Annotated in this window: 10 protein-coding genes; 4 read left to right on the top strand and 6 right to left on the bottom strand. The window is 61.4% G+C overall.

Annotated elements, in window-relative coordinates:
- The first annotated feature begins 15 nt into the window (after positions 1–15).
- Positions 16–474, top strand: a complete 459-nt coding sequence (locus QLG02_RS03730) for a hypothetical protein (protein WP_135320018.1) — start codon at positions 16–18, stop codon at positions 472–474.
- Between the two features lie 420 nt (positions 475–894).
- The gene (locus QLG02_RS03725) at positions 895–3,276 is read left to right on the top strand and encodes a glycoside hydrolase family 3 C-terminal domain-containing protein (RefSeq protein ID WP_282464541.1); all 2,382 of its coding nucleotides are present in this window, start codon (positions 895–897) and stop codon (positions 3,274–3,276) included.
- Between the two features lie 85 nt (positions 3,277–3,361).
- Here the strand turns inward: QLG02_RS03725 and QLG02_RS03720 are convergent, their stop codons facing one another.
- Together QLG02_RS03720 and ppsA are read right to left on the bottom strand one after the other, a co-directional pair.
- Positions 3,362–4,339: an AraC family transcriptional regulator gene (locus QLG02_RS03720; RefSeq protein WP_282464656.1), complete on the bottom strand. Its 978-nt coding sequence runs from the start codon at positions 4,337–4,339 to the stop codon at positions 3,362–3,364.
- Positions 4,340–4,640: 301 nt separating this feature from the next.
- Positions 4,641–7,019, bottom strand: a complete 2,379-nt coding sequence (gene ppsA / locus QLG02_RS03715; RefSeq protein WP_162498804.1) for a phosphoenolpyruvate synthase — start codon at positions 7,017–7,019, stop codon at positions 4,641–4,643.
- A 308-nt stretch (positions 7,020–7,327) separates the two neighbouring features.
- Between ppsA and QLG02_RS03710 the strand changes: the two genes are divergently transcribed.
- Positions 7,328–8,140, top strand: a complete 813-nt coding sequence (locus QLG02_RS03710; protein WP_005302533.1) for a pyruvate, water dikinase regulatory protein — start codon at positions 7,328–7,330, stop codon at positions 8,138–8,140.
- A 90-nt stretch (positions 8,141–8,230) separates the two neighbouring features.
- On the opposite strand, the gene QLG02_RS03705 is transcribed toward QLG02_RS03710, so the two are convergent.
- Positions 8,231–8,518, bottom strand: a complete 288-nt coding sequence (locus QLG02_RS03705; RefSeq protein WP_010633583.1) for a hypothetical protein — start codon at positions 8,516–8,518, stop codon at positions 8,231–8,233.
- Between the two features lie 362 nt (positions 8,519–8,880).
- Between QLG02_RS03705 and QLG02_RS03700 the strand changes: the two genes are divergently transcribed.
- On the top strand, positions 8,881–10,257 hold the full coding sequence (locus QLG02_RS03700) for an amino acid permease (RefSeq protein WP_010633582.1): 1,377 nt from the start codon (positions 8,881–8,883) through the stop codon (positions 10,255–10,257).
- Positions 10,258–10,506: 249 nt separating this feature from the next.
- Here QLG02_RS03700 and QLG02_RS03695 read toward each other — a convergent pair whose 3' ends face one another.
- From QLG02_RS03695 to QLG02_RS03685, 3 genes are all read right to left on the bottom strand, one after another.
- The gene (locus QLG02_RS03695) at positions 10,507–11,211 is read right to left on the bottom strand and encodes an SIMPL domain-containing protein (RefSeq protein ID WP_282464540.1); all 705 of its coding nucleotides are present in this window, start codon (positions 11,209–11,211) and stop codon (positions 10,507–10,509) included.
- A 56-nt stretch (positions 11,212–11,267) separates the two neighbouring features.
- The gene (locus tag QLG02_RS03690; RefSeq protein ID WP_139393765.1) at positions 11,268–11,825 is read right to left on the bottom strand and encodes a hypothetical protein; all 558 of its coding nucleotides are present in this window, start codon (positions 11,823–11,825) and stop codon (positions 11,268–11,270) included.
- Between the two features lie 86 nt (positions 11,826–11,911).
- On the bottom strand, positions 11,912–18,343 hold the full coding sequence (locus QLG02_RS03685; RefSeq protein WP_282464539.1) for a DUF5801 repeats-in-toxin domain-containing protein: 6,432 nt from the start codon (positions 18,341–18,343) through the stop codon (positions 11,912–11,914).
- Between the last annotated feature and the right edge of the window lie 44 nt (positions 18,344–18,387).

Genomic DNA, 18,387 nt, shown 5'->3' with positions numbered 1-18,387 from the left:
ACAAGGAGTCACAAGATGAAACACAGCTTACTCGGCCTGGCCCTCGCCGGCCTCCTGGCTTCGGCCGGCGTACACGCCGCCGATGAATCGGTGGTGATCGACGGCAAGCAGTACCGCACCATCGAGGTGAACGGTCAGACCTACCTCACCCCGGACAACGGCAGCAAGCAGCGGGTCGCCCGCAGCGCGGACGGCAAGGCGCCCCGACAAACCCTGCGCAGCGGCGACGTGCTGCTGCAAGGGGTGGCCAGCCCTGAGCTCACCGCCAGCGGCACCCTGCTGGTGGAAGCCGATGACAGCCAGGCCAGCGCGCTGGCCAGCCGGCACGGCCTGCGCTTCAAGCAGAGCAGCGGCGGCATCGCCCTGCTGGAGGCCAAGCCGGGCACCGATCTGAACGCCGTCGCCACGGCGCTCAAGCAGGAGGGAGTCAAGGTGCAGATTGAACTTGCCGGGGCCCTCAAACAGCCCAAGTGAGCCGTCCCGGGCCATTGCCCTGGCATATCAGCTGATCTTCGAGGGGGCCGCCGGCCCCCTCGCGTGTTGCTCGCAGCCATCCTCATTGGCCATCAGGCCACCCGTTTCCCCAATCTCCCCTGCCCTTTTCCCCTCTTGTCACTTTCAGCCCTTGGTTTGGCACCGCCTTTCGATGCGATCTTGCTCACAACTCGGCACCCTTGCTCCCACCGGCACATTTCTCGCTCCCCCGGGGCAAGGCGGCCCTCGCCCGGCTTGTTAACCTGCCTGCAGCCAAACGCCGGCCCACGGGCCCGTTTGGCCTTCCTTGCGATATCCAATGGCAGCCGCCAGCAGAGCGGCCCAGCCCGGGCGGATGTCTTGCGCCCGGTGTCGATATCTCCTTTCTATTTTTATTCAGACAGTTACGAGGACGTCTTCATGCCTATCACCACAAAATTGAAAGCGGTTTCACTGGGTGTCAGCCTGGCGCTGGCCGGCCTGCTGGTCGGTTGCAACCAGAATGACTCGGATCCCCTGGTCAAGGACGATGCCTATTACCGTGGCCAGGCCGAGGCCATGGTGGCCAAGCTGACCCTCGGCGAGAAGCTGGACCTGCTCTCCGGCCCAGGTTACGGCAGTGCCAACGGCGCCATCAACGTCAAGCAGGACGTGCCCGGCGTGGCGGGTTACATCAACGGCGTGCTGCGCAGCGCGGACGGCATCGACATTCCGGCCCTCAAACTGGCGGACGGGCCGGCCGGGATGCGGATCAACGCCAACCGCGACGGTGACAGCGCCAGCTACTACGCCACCGCCTGGCCCATCGGCTCGCTGCTCGCCTCCAGCTGGGACGTCAAGCTGGTCAAGGCCGTCGGCGAAGCCATGGGGGACGAGGTGCGCCAGTACGGGGTCGACATCCTGCTGGCCCCGGGCATGAACATCCAGCGCAACCCGCTCAATGGCCGCAACTTCGAGTACTACTCGGAAGACCCCCTGCTCACCGGCAAAATCGGTGCCGCCATGGTCAACGGGGTGGAGAGCAACGGGGTGGGCACCACCATCAAGCACTACTTCGGCAACAACTCCGAGACCAACCGCAACCAGATCAACGACATCGGCGAACCGAGAACCTTCCGCGAGATCTACCTGCGCGGCTTCCAGATAGCGGTGGACGAGGCCCAGCCCTGGGCGGTGATGACCTCCTACAACAAGGTCAACGGCACTTATGTCAACGAGCGCAGGGATGCGGTGACCGACCTGCTGCGCGGCGAGTGGAAGTTCGACGGCCTGGTGATGTCCGACTGGTTTGCCGGCGACGTGGCCAACAACGCCTACAAGCAGGTGCTGGCGGGGCAGGATTTGATCGAGCCTGGCAACGTCAAGGAGCAGTTGCAGCAATCCATCGAGCACGGCGATCTCGACGAGGCCAAGGTAAACGAGGCCGCCATCTACATCCTGACCCAGGTGATGAAGAGCCCCTCCTACAACCAGCTGGCCATCAGCAACAGCCCGGATCTGACCGCCCACGCCAAACTGGCCCGTCAGGCCGGTGCCGAGAGCATGGTGCTGCTGCGCAACGACGCCGCGACCCTGCCGCTGGCGGCAAGCAGCACCCTGGCCAGTTTTGGCATCAACCAGATCAACACCTACAAGGGCGGCACCGGCAGCGGGGATGTGAACGCCGCCAGCACCACCACCATCGCGCAGGGACTGGCGGCACGCTTCCCGGTCAACGAGGCGTTGCAGAGCTACTACCGCGATTTTTACGAGAACAACAAGGTCTATCACGAGGGGCAATTTGGCGCCAAGGGCTACTACACCTGCGCCGAGGCGCCTATTAGCGACGATCTGGCGGCCCTGATCGCCAATGCGGCCACCACCCAGCAAGCCGCCGTCATCAGCATCGGCCGCCAGGCCGGGGAAGGGGCGGATCGCAGCAGCGGCAAGGGGGACTATCTGCTCGGTGATGACGAGCGCGCCCTCATCGAGGCGGTGAGCAGCGCCTTCCACGCCCAGGGCAAGAAGGTGGTGGTGGTACTCAACGTCAACGGCGTCATCGACACCGCCCAGTGGAGCGACAAGGTGGATGGCATCTTGCTGGCCTACATGGCCGGCCAGGAGACCGGCCACGCGGTGGCGGACGTGCTCTCCGGTGCGGTCAACCCGAGCGGCAAGCTGGCCCAGAGCTTCCCGCACAGCTACGCCAGCGTTCCCTCCGCCGGCACCTTCCCGGGCGAGGACACCGACGGGGACGGCGAACCGGACGATCTCTACTACAACGAGGGGATCTACGTGGGCTATCGCTACTACAGCACCTTCGAGCAGGCGGTCTCCTACCCGTTCGGCTTCGGTCTCTCCTACACCAGCTTCAGCTACACCAGCCCCGCCATCGCCAGCAATACCCTGGAGGGTGGCAGCGCCGGCAGCCTGGTGCTGACCGCCACCATCACCAACACCGGTGCCGTGGCAGGCAAGGAGGCGGCCCAGGTCTATGTGAGCGCCCCCGAGGTCAAGCTGAAGAAACCGCTCATCGAGCTCAAGGCCTTTGCCAAGACGGCGCAACTGGCACCGGGGGCCAGCGAACAGCTGAGCTTCACCATTCCGGCCAGCATCCTCGCCAGCTTCGATGAGGCCAGCAACCAGTGGATCGTGGAGCCGGGTCGCTACAGCGCCTACATCAGCCCCTCGTCGGATGTCTTTGCCAGCACGCCGGTCAGCTTCACGGTGAGCAAGGAGATAGTGGTGAGCAACACCACGCCAGGGGCACTGGCACTGCCGGCCGGAGTGGATCCCGCCAGCGTCACCACAATCACCCGCTAACAGAGCCGGGCACCCAACCCGGCCTTGCCCGAAAATTGCCCAGCAATGACCCGACCACGGGACCGGCCTTGCGCCGGTCCCGTTTTTATTGGCGGGCGTTGCGATAGGCCAGCGGCGTCATCCGGGTGTTGGCCTTGAAGAAGCGGTTGAAGGCGCTCTGGGACGAGAAACCGACCCGATCGCTGATGTTCTGCAGCGGTTGATCCCCCTCGCCCAGCAAGCGGCAGGCTTCGCTCACCCTCGCTTCCCTCAGCAGGGTCGAGAAGCTGCTCCCCTCCCCCTGCAATTTGCGATTCAGGGTCCAGCGGCTGACATTCATGGCCGCGCACACCTCCTTGAGCAGGCTCTCGTCGCTCTCCAGCTCCCCTTCCCGGATCTTGTGGCGGATCCGCTCCCCTACCAGATAGGCAAAGGGGGCCCGCTCGGCGATGTCGGCGCAGATCTGCGCCAGCTGGGCCAGTTGCAGATGACCCAGCGGCTCATTGTAGCAGTGGCTAGGGCAGTCGAGTTGGCCGTTGTCGATGGTCAGGGTGTTTTCCCCCTGCTCCCAGCGGCAGCGGGCTCCAAAGAACTGGTCCAACAGTTGATGGCGTGGTGGCGGCAGTCCCGTGAAACCCACCGAGACCCGGGGATCCGCCAGATAGACCCGCAAAATCCGGTAGAGGATGATGAAGTTGGGGATGGCTTGACTTGCCCCCAGGCTGGCAGGCCCCTGATTGACATACAGGTATTGGCTGGCCTGCGCCCCCCGTCGCACCCGCAGCTCGTCACAACTGCCGATGATGGGGCGATAGGCCAACAGCACCTCGAGCGCCGCCCGCGGCGAGGGCTGGTTCAGGCACAGGCTGATGAGCGGCGGATAGTGCTGGTAGAGCTGGCCGATGTCGTAGGAGAGGATGGTTTCGTGAAAACTGGCCAGATAGGGCTGCATCAGTTGCAGCATCCGGTAGTGGCTGTGGGCCGGCAGCCGGCCCTGCTCCCGCTCGATGTCGAACGACGTGAGGCCGCCCGCCATCAGAATGGCATCGGGATCACCCCCCTGCTGCTGGCAGGCTCCCAGCATTCGTCTGATCACCTGGTTTGATACGCTCTGTGACATCTGCCGTCCTGGCCTCCGTGCTGACAGGAAACTGCTCGTGATCCCCCGGCCCGCCACTGGCGGCGGGCCTGCCACCCCGTGCAGCGGGCTGGCGCGACCATTATGGGGCGGTTGCAAAGCGAGCAGATGTAACGGAGTGTAAAAGCACGCGCCAGCGCGCCATTTTGGGCACATCTGGCCACCATATCGGACCAGTTGCGTCAGGTTCGGCCATGAAAAATGGCGCCCGTGGGCGCCATTTTGATGGGAGGCTGTGCAGCCTGCGTCAGCTCGCCTTGTGCTGCTCGGCCAGATAGAGCCAGGTGTCGACCACGGTATCCGGGTTGAGGGACACAGAGTCGATGCCCTGCTCGACCAGCCAGGCGGCGAAGTCCGGGTGATCGGACGGCCCCTGGCCGCAGATCCCCACGTACTTGCCCGCCTTGCGGGCGGCGGCAATGGCCATCGCCAGCAGCGCCTTGACCGCCTCGTTGCGCTCGTCGAACAGGTGGGCGATAAGCCCCGAGTCCCTGTCAAGTCCAAGCGTGAGCTGGGTCATGTCGTTGGAACCGATGGAGAAGCCGTCCACGTGCTCGAGGAACTTGTCTGCCAGGAGGGCGTTGCTCGGGATCTCGCACATCATGATCACCTTGAGCCCCCGCTCGCCACGGCGCAGACCGTTCTCGGCCAGGATGTCGATCACCTGCTCTGCCTCGCCTACGGTGCGCACGAAGGGGATCATCACCTCGACGTTGGTCAGCCCCATGACATCACGCACCCGCTTGATCGCCTCGCACTCGAGGGCAAAACAGGGGCGGAAGCTGTCGGCGATGTAGCGCGACGCACCGCGGAAACCGATCATCGGGTTCTCTTCATGAGGCTCATAGCCACGGCCGCCCACCAGGTTGGCGTACTCGTTGGACTTGAAGTCCGACATCCGCACGATCACTCGCTCCGGCCAGAAGGCGGCAGCCAGGGTGGCGATGCCCTCGGTCAGCTTGGCGACGTAGAACTCGCGCGGGCTCTCGTAGCCGGCGATCATCTTGCCGATGGTGGCCTTGAGCTCGGGGCTCTGGCTGTCGAACTCCAGCAGCGCCTTGGGGTGTACCCCGATCATCCGGTTGATGATGAACTCGAGACGGGCCAGACCGACACCGGCGTTCGGCAACTGGGCGAAGTCGAATGCTCTGTCCGGGTTGCCAACGTTCATCATGATCTTGATGGGCAGGCGCGGCATGTTGCCCACCTCGGTCACCGCCACGTCAAAGTCGAGTTCGCCGTCGTAGATGAAACCGGTGTCCCCTTCCGCACAGGAGACGGTAATGAGTTGACCCGGTTCAATGCGCTTGGTGGCATCACCACAACCCACCACCGCCGGAATGCCCAGCTCGCGGGCGATGATGGCGGCGTGACAGGTGCGACCGCCCCGGTTGGTGACGATGGCGGAGGCCCGCTTCATGATGGGCTCCCAGTCCGGGTCGGTCATGTCTGTGACCAGCACGTCGCCGGGCTGCACTTCGTCCATCTGGCTGATGGAGGAGATGACCCGCGCCGGGCCCGCGCCGATCTTGTGGCCGATGGCGCGCCCCTCGATCAGCACCTTGCCCGCTTGCTTGAGGGCGAAGCGCTCGAGGGTGTTGGCCTCCTGGCGGCTGCGCACGGTTTCCGGGCGCGCCTGGACGATGTAGAGCTTGCCATCCTGCCCGTCCTTGGCCCACTCGATGTCCATCGGCCGGCCGTAGTGCTGCTCGATGATGAGGGCCTGCTTGGCCAGCTCCATCACTTCGGCATCCGTGATGCAGAAGCGGCTGCGCTCGGCCTCATTGGTGTCGACGATCTGTACCTGGCGGCCATGGCTGGCATCGCCGGAATAGGTCATCTTGATCAGCTTGGAGCCGAGGGTCTTGCGCACCACCGCCGGGCGTCCTGCCTTGAGGGTCGGCTTGTGCACGTAGAACTCGTCGGGGTTGACCGCCCCCTGCACCACCATCTCGCCAAGGCCTTGAGCGCCGGTGATGAACACCACGTCGTTGAAACCCGACTCGGTATCCAGGGTGAACATGACGCCGGAGGCGGCGAGATCGGAACGCACCATGCGCTGGATCCCGGCCGACAGGGCGACACCCTTGTGGTCATAGCCCTGATGCACCCGATAGGAGATGGCGCGATCGTTGAACAGTGAAGCAAACACATGCTTGACGGCAATCATGACGGCGTCGATGCCGCGCACGTTGAGGAAGGTCTCCTGCTGGCCGGCAAAGGAGGCATCCGGCATGTCTTCCGCAGTGGCGGAGGAGCGCACCGCAAAGGACGCGTCAAGTCCACCGCTGAGCTTGTCGTAGGCAACCCGGATCGCCTGTTCCAGCGCGCTCTGGAAGGGGGCTTCGATCACCCAGTCACGGATCTGCTGGCCGGCCCGGTTGAGGGCGGCGATGTCATCCACATCCAGGCTGTCGAGCAGATCGTGGATCTTGCCGTTGAGGCCGCTTGACTCCAGAAACTCGTTAAACGCAAAGGCGGTGGTGGCAAACCCACCCGGCACCGACACTCCGGCACCAGAGAGGTTGCTGATCATCTCGCCAAGGGATGCATTTTTGCCGCCAACTCGTTCTACATCCTGCATTCCGAGTTGCTCGTACCAGAGTACGTACTGTTGCACTTGCATGTCTCCAGGTTGGTGGGCACTGTGCCGCCATGGCACCTTGTGCGCCAGTTTATGTGCGTTATTGTCTGTTTCTACTGTTGCCAACGACCATGAAAACGTTTTCTACTTATTGTCAAAAAAATCCCCGAGCAAGATTTGGGGATGGTCGAATGACACAGACATTCTACAATGCCAACACAAAAAGGTAACGACTCAGGTTTGCAAGCCACTTCACAACTTGGGCACGGCAGACCGGTTGACAAAAACGATATGGTTTCGAGAGATACTTCTTGCTTGTCAGCTCGCCGCCCCCCTCACAGGAGCCCCCAGTGCACACCGTATTCTATGTTTCAGACGGCACCGCCATCACCGCCGAAGTGTTCGGCCACGCCGTGTTGAGCCAGTTTCCGCTGGCCTTCGAGCAGATCACCATTCCCTTTGTCGAAACCCTGGAGAAGGCGCGCCAGGTACGGATGCGCATCGACGAACAGTTCCGCCAGACCGGGGTACGCCCCATTTTGTTCCACACCATCGTCGATCATCAGGTGCGCGAGGAGGTGCTCAAGGCCCAGGCCAGCAGCCACGACTTTCTCAACACCTTCGTCAGCCCGCTGGAACACGAGCTTGGGGTGAAGGCCGAACCCAGGCTGCACCGCACCCACGGCATGGAGAACCGCAAGCTCTATGACGACCGCATCGAGGCGGTCAACTTCGCGCTGGCCAACGACGATGGCATCACCACCAAGGAGTACGAGGAGGCCGACATCATCCTGATCGGGGTCTCCCGCTGCGGCAAGACGCCGACCAGCCTCTATCTGGCACTGCAGTTCGGCATTCGCGCCGCCAACTACCCCTTCATCGAACAGGACATGGGAGTCCTGGATCTGCCGGCCGCCCTCAAGGCCAATCGCCACAAGCTGTTCGGCCTCACCATCGCCCCCCAGCGGCTGCACGAGATCCGCAATCAGCGCCGCGCCAACAGCCGCTACTCCTCGCTGGAGCAGTGTGAACAGGAGCTGGCCTGCGTCGAGCGGCTGTTTCGCCAGGAGGCGATCCGCTTCCTCGACACCAGTTCCCACTCGGTGGAAGAGATCAGCGCCAAGATCCTCGAGGCCACCGGCCTGCGCCGTCAGCTTTATTAAGAAACGCCGCCCGCCGGCAAGCTGACGACACGGCAAACGCCAATAAAAAAGCGCCGGATACAACCGTATCCGGCGCTTGTCGACTGGACCTCAGCGGGGCTGGGAGCCCGGGCGGTTCAGCTCTTTGTTGTTCATCAGCATGGCGTAGAAGTTGAGCACACCGTGACGCCGGCGTACCCGCTCGGTCAGCCAGAGGGCCGGTAGCAGGCCGATGGCACCGGCGATCAACAAGACCGTCCGCAAGTGCATCACCAGATAGTCATCACCCTGCACGGCCCACACCAGCAGGCACCCGGCCGCCATGGTCAGCAGCAGGGGCGAAAGCCATACGGTGAGCCACAGCGCGACGGCCAGCAAACTGCCAATAATACGTTGCATGAAGTGCATCCTTGTTGCAAAGGAGGCTTCATAAAACAGGAATTGCCGACAGAGTCAACCAAACCGCGCCCAACTGCTCACAATACAACCAAACACTTCCCTGCCAGCTTCACCGCTCTCTAAAAACCTGCCTTTCGCCGAAAAAACCAGCGAATGATGAGGAAAACAGGTGCATCGGCGATGGATTATCACTATTCTGCTTCCGTTGGTAGTCGCCATAAAAAACAGAAAGCGGCTCACTGTAACGAAATAAATACGGATTTCGTCACGTTTCAGGCACGCTTCGCCGTGCACGGTCACATGGAGTGACCCGACGGACGAGATGACAGACGAATGACTTCAGAAGACGTAAGGAAGGAAGAATGGATCTTCAACAAAACGGCGAGGAGCTGAAACGCGGTTTGAAAAACCGCCATATCCAGCTCATCGCACTGGGCGGCGCCATCGGCACCGGCCTGTTTCTCGGTATTGCCCAGACCATCAAGATGGCGGGCCCCTCCGTGCTGCTTGGCTATGCCATCGGCGGTTTTATCGCCTTCCTGATCATGCGCCAGCTGGGCGAGATGGTGGTGGAAGAGCCGGTAGCCGGCTCCTTCAGCCACTTCGCCTACAAATACTGGGGTGACTTCGCCGGCTTTGCCTCCGGCTGGAACTACTGGGTGCTCTACGTGCTGGTGAGCATGGCCGAGCTGACCGCGGTGGGCATTTATGTCCAGTACTGGTGGCCCGAGATCCCGACCTGGATGTCGGCGGCCTTCTTCTTCGTGCTGATCAACGCCATCAACCTCTCCAACGTCAAGGCGTTTGGCGAGATGGAGTTCTGGTTCGCCATCATCAAGGTGGTAGCCATCATCGGCATGATCGGCTTTGGCGGCTACCTGCTGGCCAGCGGCAACGGCGGCCCGGACGCCAGCGTCAGCAACCTGTGGGCCCAGGGCGGCTTCTTCCCCAACGGCATCAGCGGCCTGGTGATGGCGATGGCGGTGATCATGTTCTCGTTCGGCGGGCTCGAGCTGGTCGGCATCACGGCTGCCGAGGCCGACAATCCAGAGAAGAGCATCCCCAAGGCCACCAATCAGGTGATCTACCGGATCCTCATCTTCTACATCGGCGCCCTGGCCGTGCTGATGTCCCTCTACCCCTGGGGCAAGGTGGTAGAAGGTGGCAGTCCCTTCGTCATGATCTTCCACGCACTGGACAGCAATCTGGTGGCCACCGTGCTCAACATGGTGGTACTGACTGCGGCCCTGTCGGTCTACAACAGCTGTGTCTACTGCAACAGCCGCATGCTGTTTGGTCTGGCCAAACAGGGCAACGGCCCGCGCAGCCTGCTCAAGACCAACAAGAGCGGTGTGCCGGTGGTGGCCATCTCCGTCTCCGCCGCGGCAACCCTGCTGTGCGTACTCATCAACTACCTGATGCCGGGCAAGGCGTTCGAACTGTTGATGGCGCTGGTGGTCTCCGCCCTGGTCATCAACTGGGCCATGATAAGCCTGGCGCACCTGAAGTTTCGCAAGAGCAAGCAGGCCGAAGGTGTGGTTCCCAAGTTCAAGGCGTTCTGGTACCCGTTCGGCAATTACCTCTGCCTCGCCTTCATGGCCGGCATCCTGGTCATCATGTACCTGACCCCGGGCATCCAGATCTCGGTACTGCTCATCCCGGTCTGGATCATCGTGCTGGCCATCGGCTATCAGTTCAAGCAGAAGCGCCAGGCTCGCGTTGCTGCCAACCTGGGCTGATGGCATCAGCCTCATCGCCCCTCAAAAGCCGGTCACTGACCGGCTTTTTTCTACCCGGATATTACCCCTGATGGCTGGCACCGCCCGCCGCCCTTCACCAGTCCACCATGACCCTGTGATCACGCGCTCAGCAAGCGGCCATCGCCAGCCCTCTCTCTTTCGCAAGCATCCTTGCGCGTCTAAAAACAACAAGCCCGAGACAGAGTGCTCGGGCTTGTTGCAAAAAGGCAGGTAGAAAACCACGCAGGATTATTCCAGCAGGAAGACGGCTTCCACGTTGTCCGTGATGGTGATCTGCTGCTGTTGGTAGCTGTTTTCAATCATGTCGGCGGCAGGTGCCATGGCAGCAGCCTTGAGGGCCCGGCTGTAGATCGGCATGGGGCTATTGTTGCGGTACTCGACGCTGTAAACCTTGCCGAGTTTCATGCCAAACGCCTTGGCCAGAGACTCAGCCTTGTTTTTGGCATCTTCAACCGCTCCGAGGCGCGCCTGCTCCTTGATGGTTTGCGGCGCCTTGAGCCCGTACTCAATCTGGGACACGGATTCCAGCCCGGCCTTGAGTGCGGTGTCCATCAGCTCGCTCAGCTTGTCGAGTTGATAGAGTTTGACCGCAAGCTGGCGCTGGGCACGGTAGCCCACCAGCTCCGGCTTCTTGTTCTGCGGATACTGGTATTCCGGAGAGATCACCAGATTGCCCGCCTCCACGTCGCTGCGCTTGATGCCCAGCCCTTCCAGCTGGCCAAAAAAGGCGGCAACCTTGCCATCTACCTGCTGCTTGGCCTTGATGCCCTGTTTTTCCAGCGCCGTCACGGAGACATTCAGCGTCAGCATGTCGGGCTCGGCTTTTTGCTCGGCATAACCGCTCACCACCAGATGGGGGGCTTGCGGCACTTCAAGGGCAAACAGGGGGGCACTGATAACCAGGGCTGACAGGGTAAGCAGGGGACGCCACATAAAAAAAGACCTCAATCTATTGGAGTGAGGTCATTATGCCCGTCGTCGAATGGGATTCATATATCGTGCAACGGCGGGATCTGATCCAGCACCTGATTGGTCATATCGATATTGATGCTGATCTCGCCACCCGGCAACCCCTGATGAGCAGCGGCCAGTGGCGTGGCACTGCGGGAACCCAGCAGCACATCATCATCAAAATGGAAGGAGTCCCACGACAGAACATGTCCGGCCAGCGGAGCTACCGGCTCCGTCATCGTGGTGGTCACTAGGGGGGCACAGTCGATGTTGTCGGAGTGGCCGAGCAGATCCTGCAGGCAGACATCGCTCAAACTCTGCAACGTATACTCCTGCTGCCCCTGTTCATGACCGACCAGCACCATCATGTGGGGTGGCTCTGCATCGACAGCTGGCGTGAATGAGATAGTGGCCGCCGCAAAGTCCACATTCAGTGAACCAGCAACCTCGCCATCATCACTCTCCAGATCCAGCGCATCAATCCGATCACCCGCCATCGTGGCGTGATAGCCAAACTGGCCGGTACAGGTAATGCTGCCCTGCCCGTCCCAGCTATAGCGAATGCCATCGATATCGACCCAATTAAATGACTGCATGGTGACCCTCTCCTGTACTGCCGCTATCTTAGCCGCCCCCTCAGTCAAAAAACAGGGGCCAGGTATTACCCGGCCCCCTTGGCTGGTTACGGATCAACCTTGAGGTTGCCGTCATCCAGCAGTTGCTTGATGATGTCGTGGTTGGTCGTCAGCCCACCGCTGTGATCCAGATCTAGGCTGCCCTGGAACTGTACCGTCAGTTGTGAACCACCGCTGGTAAGGCCATTTGTATCAATGGTCAGCTTGTTGGTTGCAGTATCAAACTTCAAGTAGTTGTCCAGTGCCGTCGCCAGATCGTTGTTGTTGGCTGCCGAGGGAACACCAACCAGCAGATCCGACAGATCCAGTACATCACCACCGCTGGTCGGATTACCCAACGTGAAATCAGTAATGTTGTCGGTACTGCCATCCGCATCGCCAGCAAGCCACTTGAAGGTATCGCTACCGGCACCACCCGTCATGGTATCGCTACCCAGACCACCGATCAGCAGATCCTTGCCATCGCCTCCTTGCAGTATGTCGTTGCCAATCCCGCCGATCAGGGTATCGTCGCCAGCCTCCCCGTAGAGAGTGTCGTTGCCGCTGCCACCATCCAGCACGTCGTTGCCCTTGCCACCAACCAGGGTATCCTTGCCACCCATTCCGTACAGCAAGTCATCACCATCACCGCCGGACAAGATGTTGTCCAGACTGTTGCCCGTGATGCTGTCACCGAAATCAGACCCGATGGCGTGCCCTTGCGTGCTGTTGAAGGTCACATTCACACCGCTGGCAGAACTGTCGTAGTCCAGGGTAAACGGTGCTTCCGGCAGCAGGCTAAGACCAATGTTGCTGTGGACTGCATCACCATCTCCATCCGTCAGCGTGACCGGCAGCTGCAAACTGACCGGGAGCCCGGGAGTCGCCACACTGGAACCGAAGTCCCCAATCTTGAAGGTGCTCCCTGCGTCATATTGGAACTCCAGGCTGTTGTAACCATCTGCGGTATACGCCGCCAGTTTGGTATTGGATATCACCCCGGCGACTGTCGCGACATAAGCCACGCCAGCGGTCGGATCGTCATCGGTAAAGTTGACCGTAAAGCTGTGGCCTCCCACCGAGACAACCTGGGACATGCCTGCACCGATACTGACGATCCTGGTTGAACCGTTGTAGCTGATTGCCACAGCGGTCAGCGACTCCTTGTTGCCATCGCCAATATCGTTGTCATTGTCCACATCCTGACGGGCTACCAGTTTTACACTGGAGCTGCTATTGATCGCCGTAAACATGGCGGAGGCACCATTTACATCGTAGTGAGCCTCAAAGGCATGGGTCTGGTTTGCCAGGACGCCGTAGGAGCCACCACTGACCGGAGAGCCTGTCAGGTCGATGACAAAATCGATCCGCATTGCCTCACCCGACCCGACGGATGAACCGCCACTGATCCCCCCCGTATTGGCAGAGGTGTTTACGGTGCCACCATCCACACCATTGGTCATCGCCGTCAACAGCAGATCCTTGCTGTTGTCATTCGCCGCCGTATTAAAACCGGCCCAGGAAGCATTACCACCGACGAAGTTGTATCCCCCACCATTGAAGTCGATCGTGGTCTGTCCACCATCTACCTCACCAATCATCTGAACCTGATAGGTCCCGGATGCAGGTTGCAGGGTGGCAATGAACACAGTACCCGCCGCCGTTGCGGCAGTCAGCGTAATGCCATCCGAAGACAAGGTATAGGTGACAGGCAAACCGCCCGAGGTCATGCCACTGCTGCTGCCATTCAAACTGCTGTCGAACCGGATTGAACCACCATCCCCCCCGTAGTTGTTGGACAAGGTTCCATCACCATCCAGCAGGAAGATGCCAGTCACCCCGGACTGATTCAGCATGACACCCATGGCAGGCGTCATGACAACCGGCACATCGTCTTCAACCTGTACGATGAAGTCGCGAACCAGCGTCACGTTATCCACCCCTTCGTGGGCCGTGATCGCACTGGACAGATTCAACGCCTTCAGTTCCAGGTCGTTGCCATCAGCCAGAGCATGATCAATCGGGCCTTGCAGGGTAAAGGTGTAATCACCATCAGCCTCAACAGCCAGCGTGAAGATGGGTTTGCTGCCTGCCACCGCAACCAGGGTATCGACTCCGACACCGTGGATGATGCTGTAGGTAATCGCCACACCACCTGAGGTCAACGCAGGCAAACCAGCTGTACTGCCGACGCCGAAATTGACGCCGATACTGTCGACCACCATATGGGCCAGAGAGCCTGCAACCGTGGTCAGGGCCGGGTTGTTGCCAGGCAGACCGGCAGGCAAACCATCTTCGAACACGGAAGCCGTGATCGGGGTGGTATCCAGTACCAGTATCTTCAACAGGGCGCTGGAGGTGTCACCATCGGCATCCACAATGGTGTAGGTAAAGGTCTCCTGTGTATCGACGGCCACATCATTGGGCGGAGTGTAGGAGTAGGAACCGTCCGCATTCACGGTCAGATGCCCACCCAGAGGTGTGGTGATGGAGCCGGTCGTTCCTCCTTGCACCAGGAAGGTCACCACATTGCCATTCACACTGTCCGCGACCCCGACATAAGCGGCCGGATTGCTGACGGTAAAGCTGACCTGCAATACAGTCACAGGGGTATCGGCGCCGGCACTGTCCATACCGGCACTGGCATCCACATCTGTGATCACATTGCCGGTAGCAGGCGGCGGCACGGTGGCCTGGAGTGTGGCGTCCAGGTCATAGATGTTGTTGACCAACGTGACGGCATCCCCATGATCCTCCACCAGACCAAGCTGAGCGATCGCCGTCGCATTGCCACTGACGTTCAACCCCACCGCGTAAACCTCAACATTGTTGCTGTTCACAAAGCTGGTCCAGCCGGCCGGGACATTCCCCTCGTTGGGAGCGCCATCCGACAGGAAATAGACCTTGGTTTCATACCCAGCCAAAGCAGGGTTCGCCAGATCCGCCGTCAGTTGATTCTGCGCCAATACGAGTGGTGCGTTGTAGTTGGTACCGCCACCATCTGTCGGCAAACCGGAAATACTGGCCTTGGCCACATCAGGATCACTGGTTTGCGGGATCAATACAGCTCCACTGGCAAAATCAATGACCGTGAAGACCAGCGGCACACCCAGCGCCACATAGGAGTCGATCATGTGGTTTAGTGCATCCTTCGCCAGCTCCAGGCGATTTGGCGAACCATTTGTCGACGTACCGATCTGCCACAACATGCTGCCTGATGTATCGATGACCATCACCAGATTGAAGGGTGGCAACCCTGCTTCAGTGATAACGACGCTGTTGTCTTTGGCTGTCGGTACATCGTCTTCGAACCGGATGTTGCCACCGAGGTCCGCACTCACCGTCCCGGTCGCGGTGTCGTTGTCACCATCCACCACCGTCACGGTCGCACTCAGCAGCACCTTGCCATTGGCCAGGCTGATGAGGTTGTTGTCGTTGCTGTTGTCCACGTCCTCCGGCAGATGGTCCAGCTCCGCCGACTGCGTCAGCGTCACCGTGCCATTGCTCGCCACGCTGATACGGAACACCTCCCCGGCCGAAGTCGAGCCAACGATGTCGCTGCCCACCTTGGTCAGGGTGATGGCCAGCCCGTTGCTGGTCAGCCCGCTGTTGCTGTCGGTCACGCTCAGGCTGTAGCCACTCACCGTGGTGGTGCCCGGACCGTCCGCGCCATAGCTCGGCACCGCCGCCGCCAGGAACGCCGCCGCAAAGCTGCCGGTCGCCGTGTCACTGGCCGACCCGATGGTCTGCGCATCCTGGGTGGTCAGGGTGATGCCACCGTCCACCACCGCGTTGATGGTCACGCTCGGTACGTCGTCCTCGAAGCTGATGTTGCCGCCAAGATCCGCACTCACCGTGCCCGTCGCGGTGTCGTTGTCGCCATCCACTACCGTCACCGTCGCACTCAGCAGCACTTTGCCATTGGCCAGGCTGATGAGGTTGTTGTCGTTGCTGTTGTCCACGTCCTCCGGCAGATGGTCCAGCTCCGCCGACTGCGTCAGCGTCACCGTGCCATTGCTCGCCACGCTGATACGGAACACCTCCCCAGCCGAGGTCGAACCCACTATGTCGCTGCCCACCTTGGTCAGGGTGATGGCCAGCCCATTGCTGGTCAGCCCGCTGTTGCTGTCGGTCACGCTCAGGCTGTAACCGCTCACCGTGGTGGTACCCGGACCATCTGCACCATAGCTCGGCACCGCTGCCGCCAGGAACGCCGCCGCAAAGCTGCCGGTCGCCGTGTCACTGGCCGACCCGATGGTCTGTGCATCCTGAGTGGTCAAGGTGATGCCACCGTCCACCACCGCGTTGATGGTCACGCTCGGTACGTCGTCCTCGAAGCTGATGTTGCCGCCAAGGTCCGCACTCACCGTCCCGGTCGCGGTGTCGTTGTCGCCATCCACTACCGTCACCGTCGCACTCAGCAGCACCTTGCCATTGGCCAGGCTGATGAGGTTGTTGTCGTTGCTGTTGTCCACGTCCTCCGGCAGATGGTCCAGCTCCGCCGACTGCGTCAGCGTCACCGTGCCATTGCTCGCCACGCTGATACGGAACACCTCCCCAGCCGAGGTCGAACCCACTATGTCGCTGCCCACCTTGGTCAGGGTGATGGCCAGCCCATTGCTGGTCAGCCCGCTGTTGCTGTCGGTCACGCTCAGGCTGTAACCGCTCACCGTGGTGGTACCCGGACCATCTGCACCATAGCTCGGCACCGCTGCCGCCAGGAACGCCGCCGCAAAGCTGCCGGTCGCCGTGTCACTGGCCGACCCGATGGTCTGTGCATCCTGAGTGGTCAAGGTGATGCCACTGTCCACCACCGCATTGATGGTCACGCTCGGTACGTCGTCCTCGAAGCTGATGTTGCCGCCAAGGTCCGCACTCACCGTCCCGGTCGCGGTGTCGTTGTCGCCATCCACTACCGTCACGGTCGCACTCAGCAGCACCTTGCCATTGGCCAGGCTGATGAGGTTGTTGTCGTTGCTGTTGTCCACGTCCTCCGGCAGATGGTCCAGCTCCGCCGACTGCGTCAGCGTCACCGTGCCATTGCTCGCCACGCTGATACGGAACACCTCCCCAGCCGAGGTCGAACCCACTATGTCGCTGCCCACCTTGGTCAGGGTGATGGCCAGCCCATTGCTGGTCAGCCCGCTGTTGCTGTCGGTCACGCTCAGGCTGTAACCGCTCACCGTGGTGGTACCCGGACCGTCCGCGCCATAGCTCGGCACCGCCGCCGCCAGGAACGCCGCCGCAAAGCTGCCGGTCGCCGTGTCACTGGCCGACCCGATGGTCTGCGCATCCTGGGTGGTCAGAGTGATGCCACTGTCCACCACCGCATTGATGGTCACGCTCGGCACATCGTCCTCAAAGTTGATGTTGCCACCCAGGTCCGCACTCACCGTCCCAGTCGCGGTGTCGTTGTCGCCATCCACCACCGTCACGGTCGCACTCAGCAGCACCTTGCCATTGGCCAGGCTGATGAGGTTGTTGTCGTTGCTGTTGTCCACGTCCTCCGGCAGATGGTCCAGCTCCGCCGACTGCGTCAGCGTCACCGTGCCATTGCTCGCCACGCTGATACGGAACACCTCCCCGGCCGAAGTCGAGCCAACGATGTCGCTGCCCACCTTGGTCAGGGTGATGGCCAGCCCGTTGCTGGTCAGCCCGCTGTTGCTGTCGGTCACGCTCAGGCTGTAGCCACTCACCGTGGTGGTGCCCGGACCGTCCGCGCCATAGCTCGGCACCGCCGCCGCCAGGAACGCCGCCGCAAAGCTGCCGGTCGCCGTGTCACTGGCCGACCCGATGGTCTGTGCATCCTGGGTGGTCAAGGTGATGCCACTGTCCACCACCGCGTTGATGGTCACGCTCGGTACGTCGTCCTCGAAGCTGATGTTGCCGCCAAGATCCGCACTCACCGTGCCCGTCGCGGTGTCGTTGTCGCCATCCACTACCGTCACCGTCGCACTCAGCAGCACTTTGCCATTGGCCAGGCTGATGAGGTTGTTGTCGTTGCTGTTGTCCACGTCCTCCGGCAGATGGTCCAGCTCCGCCGACTGCGTCAGCGTCACCGTGCCATTGCTCGCCACGCTGATACGGAACACCTCCCCAGCCGAAGTCGAGCCAACGATGTCGCTACCCACCTTGGTCAGGGTGATGGCCAGCCCGTTGCTGGTCAGCCCGCTGTTGCTGTCGGTCACGCTCAGGCTGTAGCCACTCACCGTGGTGGTGCCCGGACCGTCCGCGCCATAGCTCGGCACCGCCGCCGCCAGGAACGCCGCCGCAAAGCTGCCGGTCGCCGTGTCACTGGCCGACCCGATGGTCTGTGCATCCTGGGTGGTCAAGGTGATGTCACCGTCCACCACCGCGTTGATGGTCACGCTGGGGCCGTCATCCTCGAAGCGGAACACGCCGTTGGCACCCAGATCTACCGCCGCACTGGCGCTATCGCCATCGGCATCGGTCACGGTCTGCACCAGGGTCAGCACGCCCTGACCCAGCGTCAGCGCCACGCTGTCATCCGCATTGGTGGTGTCGCCGTGCCAGACGTTGTCCA

Source organism: Aeromonas sp. V90_14 (genome assembly GCF_029967615.1).
Classification (GTDB): Bacteria; Pseudomonadota; Gammaproteobacteria; order Enterobacterales; family Aeromonadaceae; genus Aeromonas; species Aeromonas hydrophila.
The sequence above is the reverse complement of the archived record's forward strand: the minus strand, read 5'-3'. Positions and strand labels throughout refer to the sequence as shown.

Coding starts and splice junctions, on each gene's coding strand:
- QLG02_RS03700 (WP_010633582.1), top strand. CDS start 8,881: ATGGATCTTCAACAAAACGGCGAGGAGCTGAAACGCGGTTTGAAAAAC.
- QLG02_RS03695 (WP_282464540.1), bottom strand. CDS start 11,211: ATGTGGCGTCCCCTGCTTACCCTGTCAGCCCTGGTTATCAGTGCCCCC.
- QLG02_RS03725 (WP_282464541.1), top strand. CDS start 895: ATGCCTATCACCACAAAATTGAAAGCGGTTTCACTGGGTGTCAGCCTG.
- QLG02_RS03690 (WP_139393765.1), bottom strand. CDS start 11,825: ATGCAGTCATTTAATTGGGTCGATATCGATGGCATTCGCTATAGCTGG.
- QLG02_RS03730 (WP_135320018.1), top strand. CDS start 16: ATGAAACACAGCTTACTCGGCCTGGCCCTCGCCGGCCTCCTGGCTTCG.
- QLG02_RS03720 (WP_282464656.1), bottom strand. CDS start 4,339: ATGCTGGGAGCCTGCCAGCAGCAGGGGGGTGATCCCGATGCCATTCTG.
- QLG02_RS03705 (WP_010633583.1), bottom strand. CDS start 8,518: ATGCAACGTATTATTGGCAGTTTGCTGGCCGTCGCGCTGTGGCTCACC.
- ppsA (WP_162498804.1), bottom strand. CDS start 7,019: ATGCAAGTGCAACAGTACGTACTCTGGTACGAGCAACTCGGAATGCAG.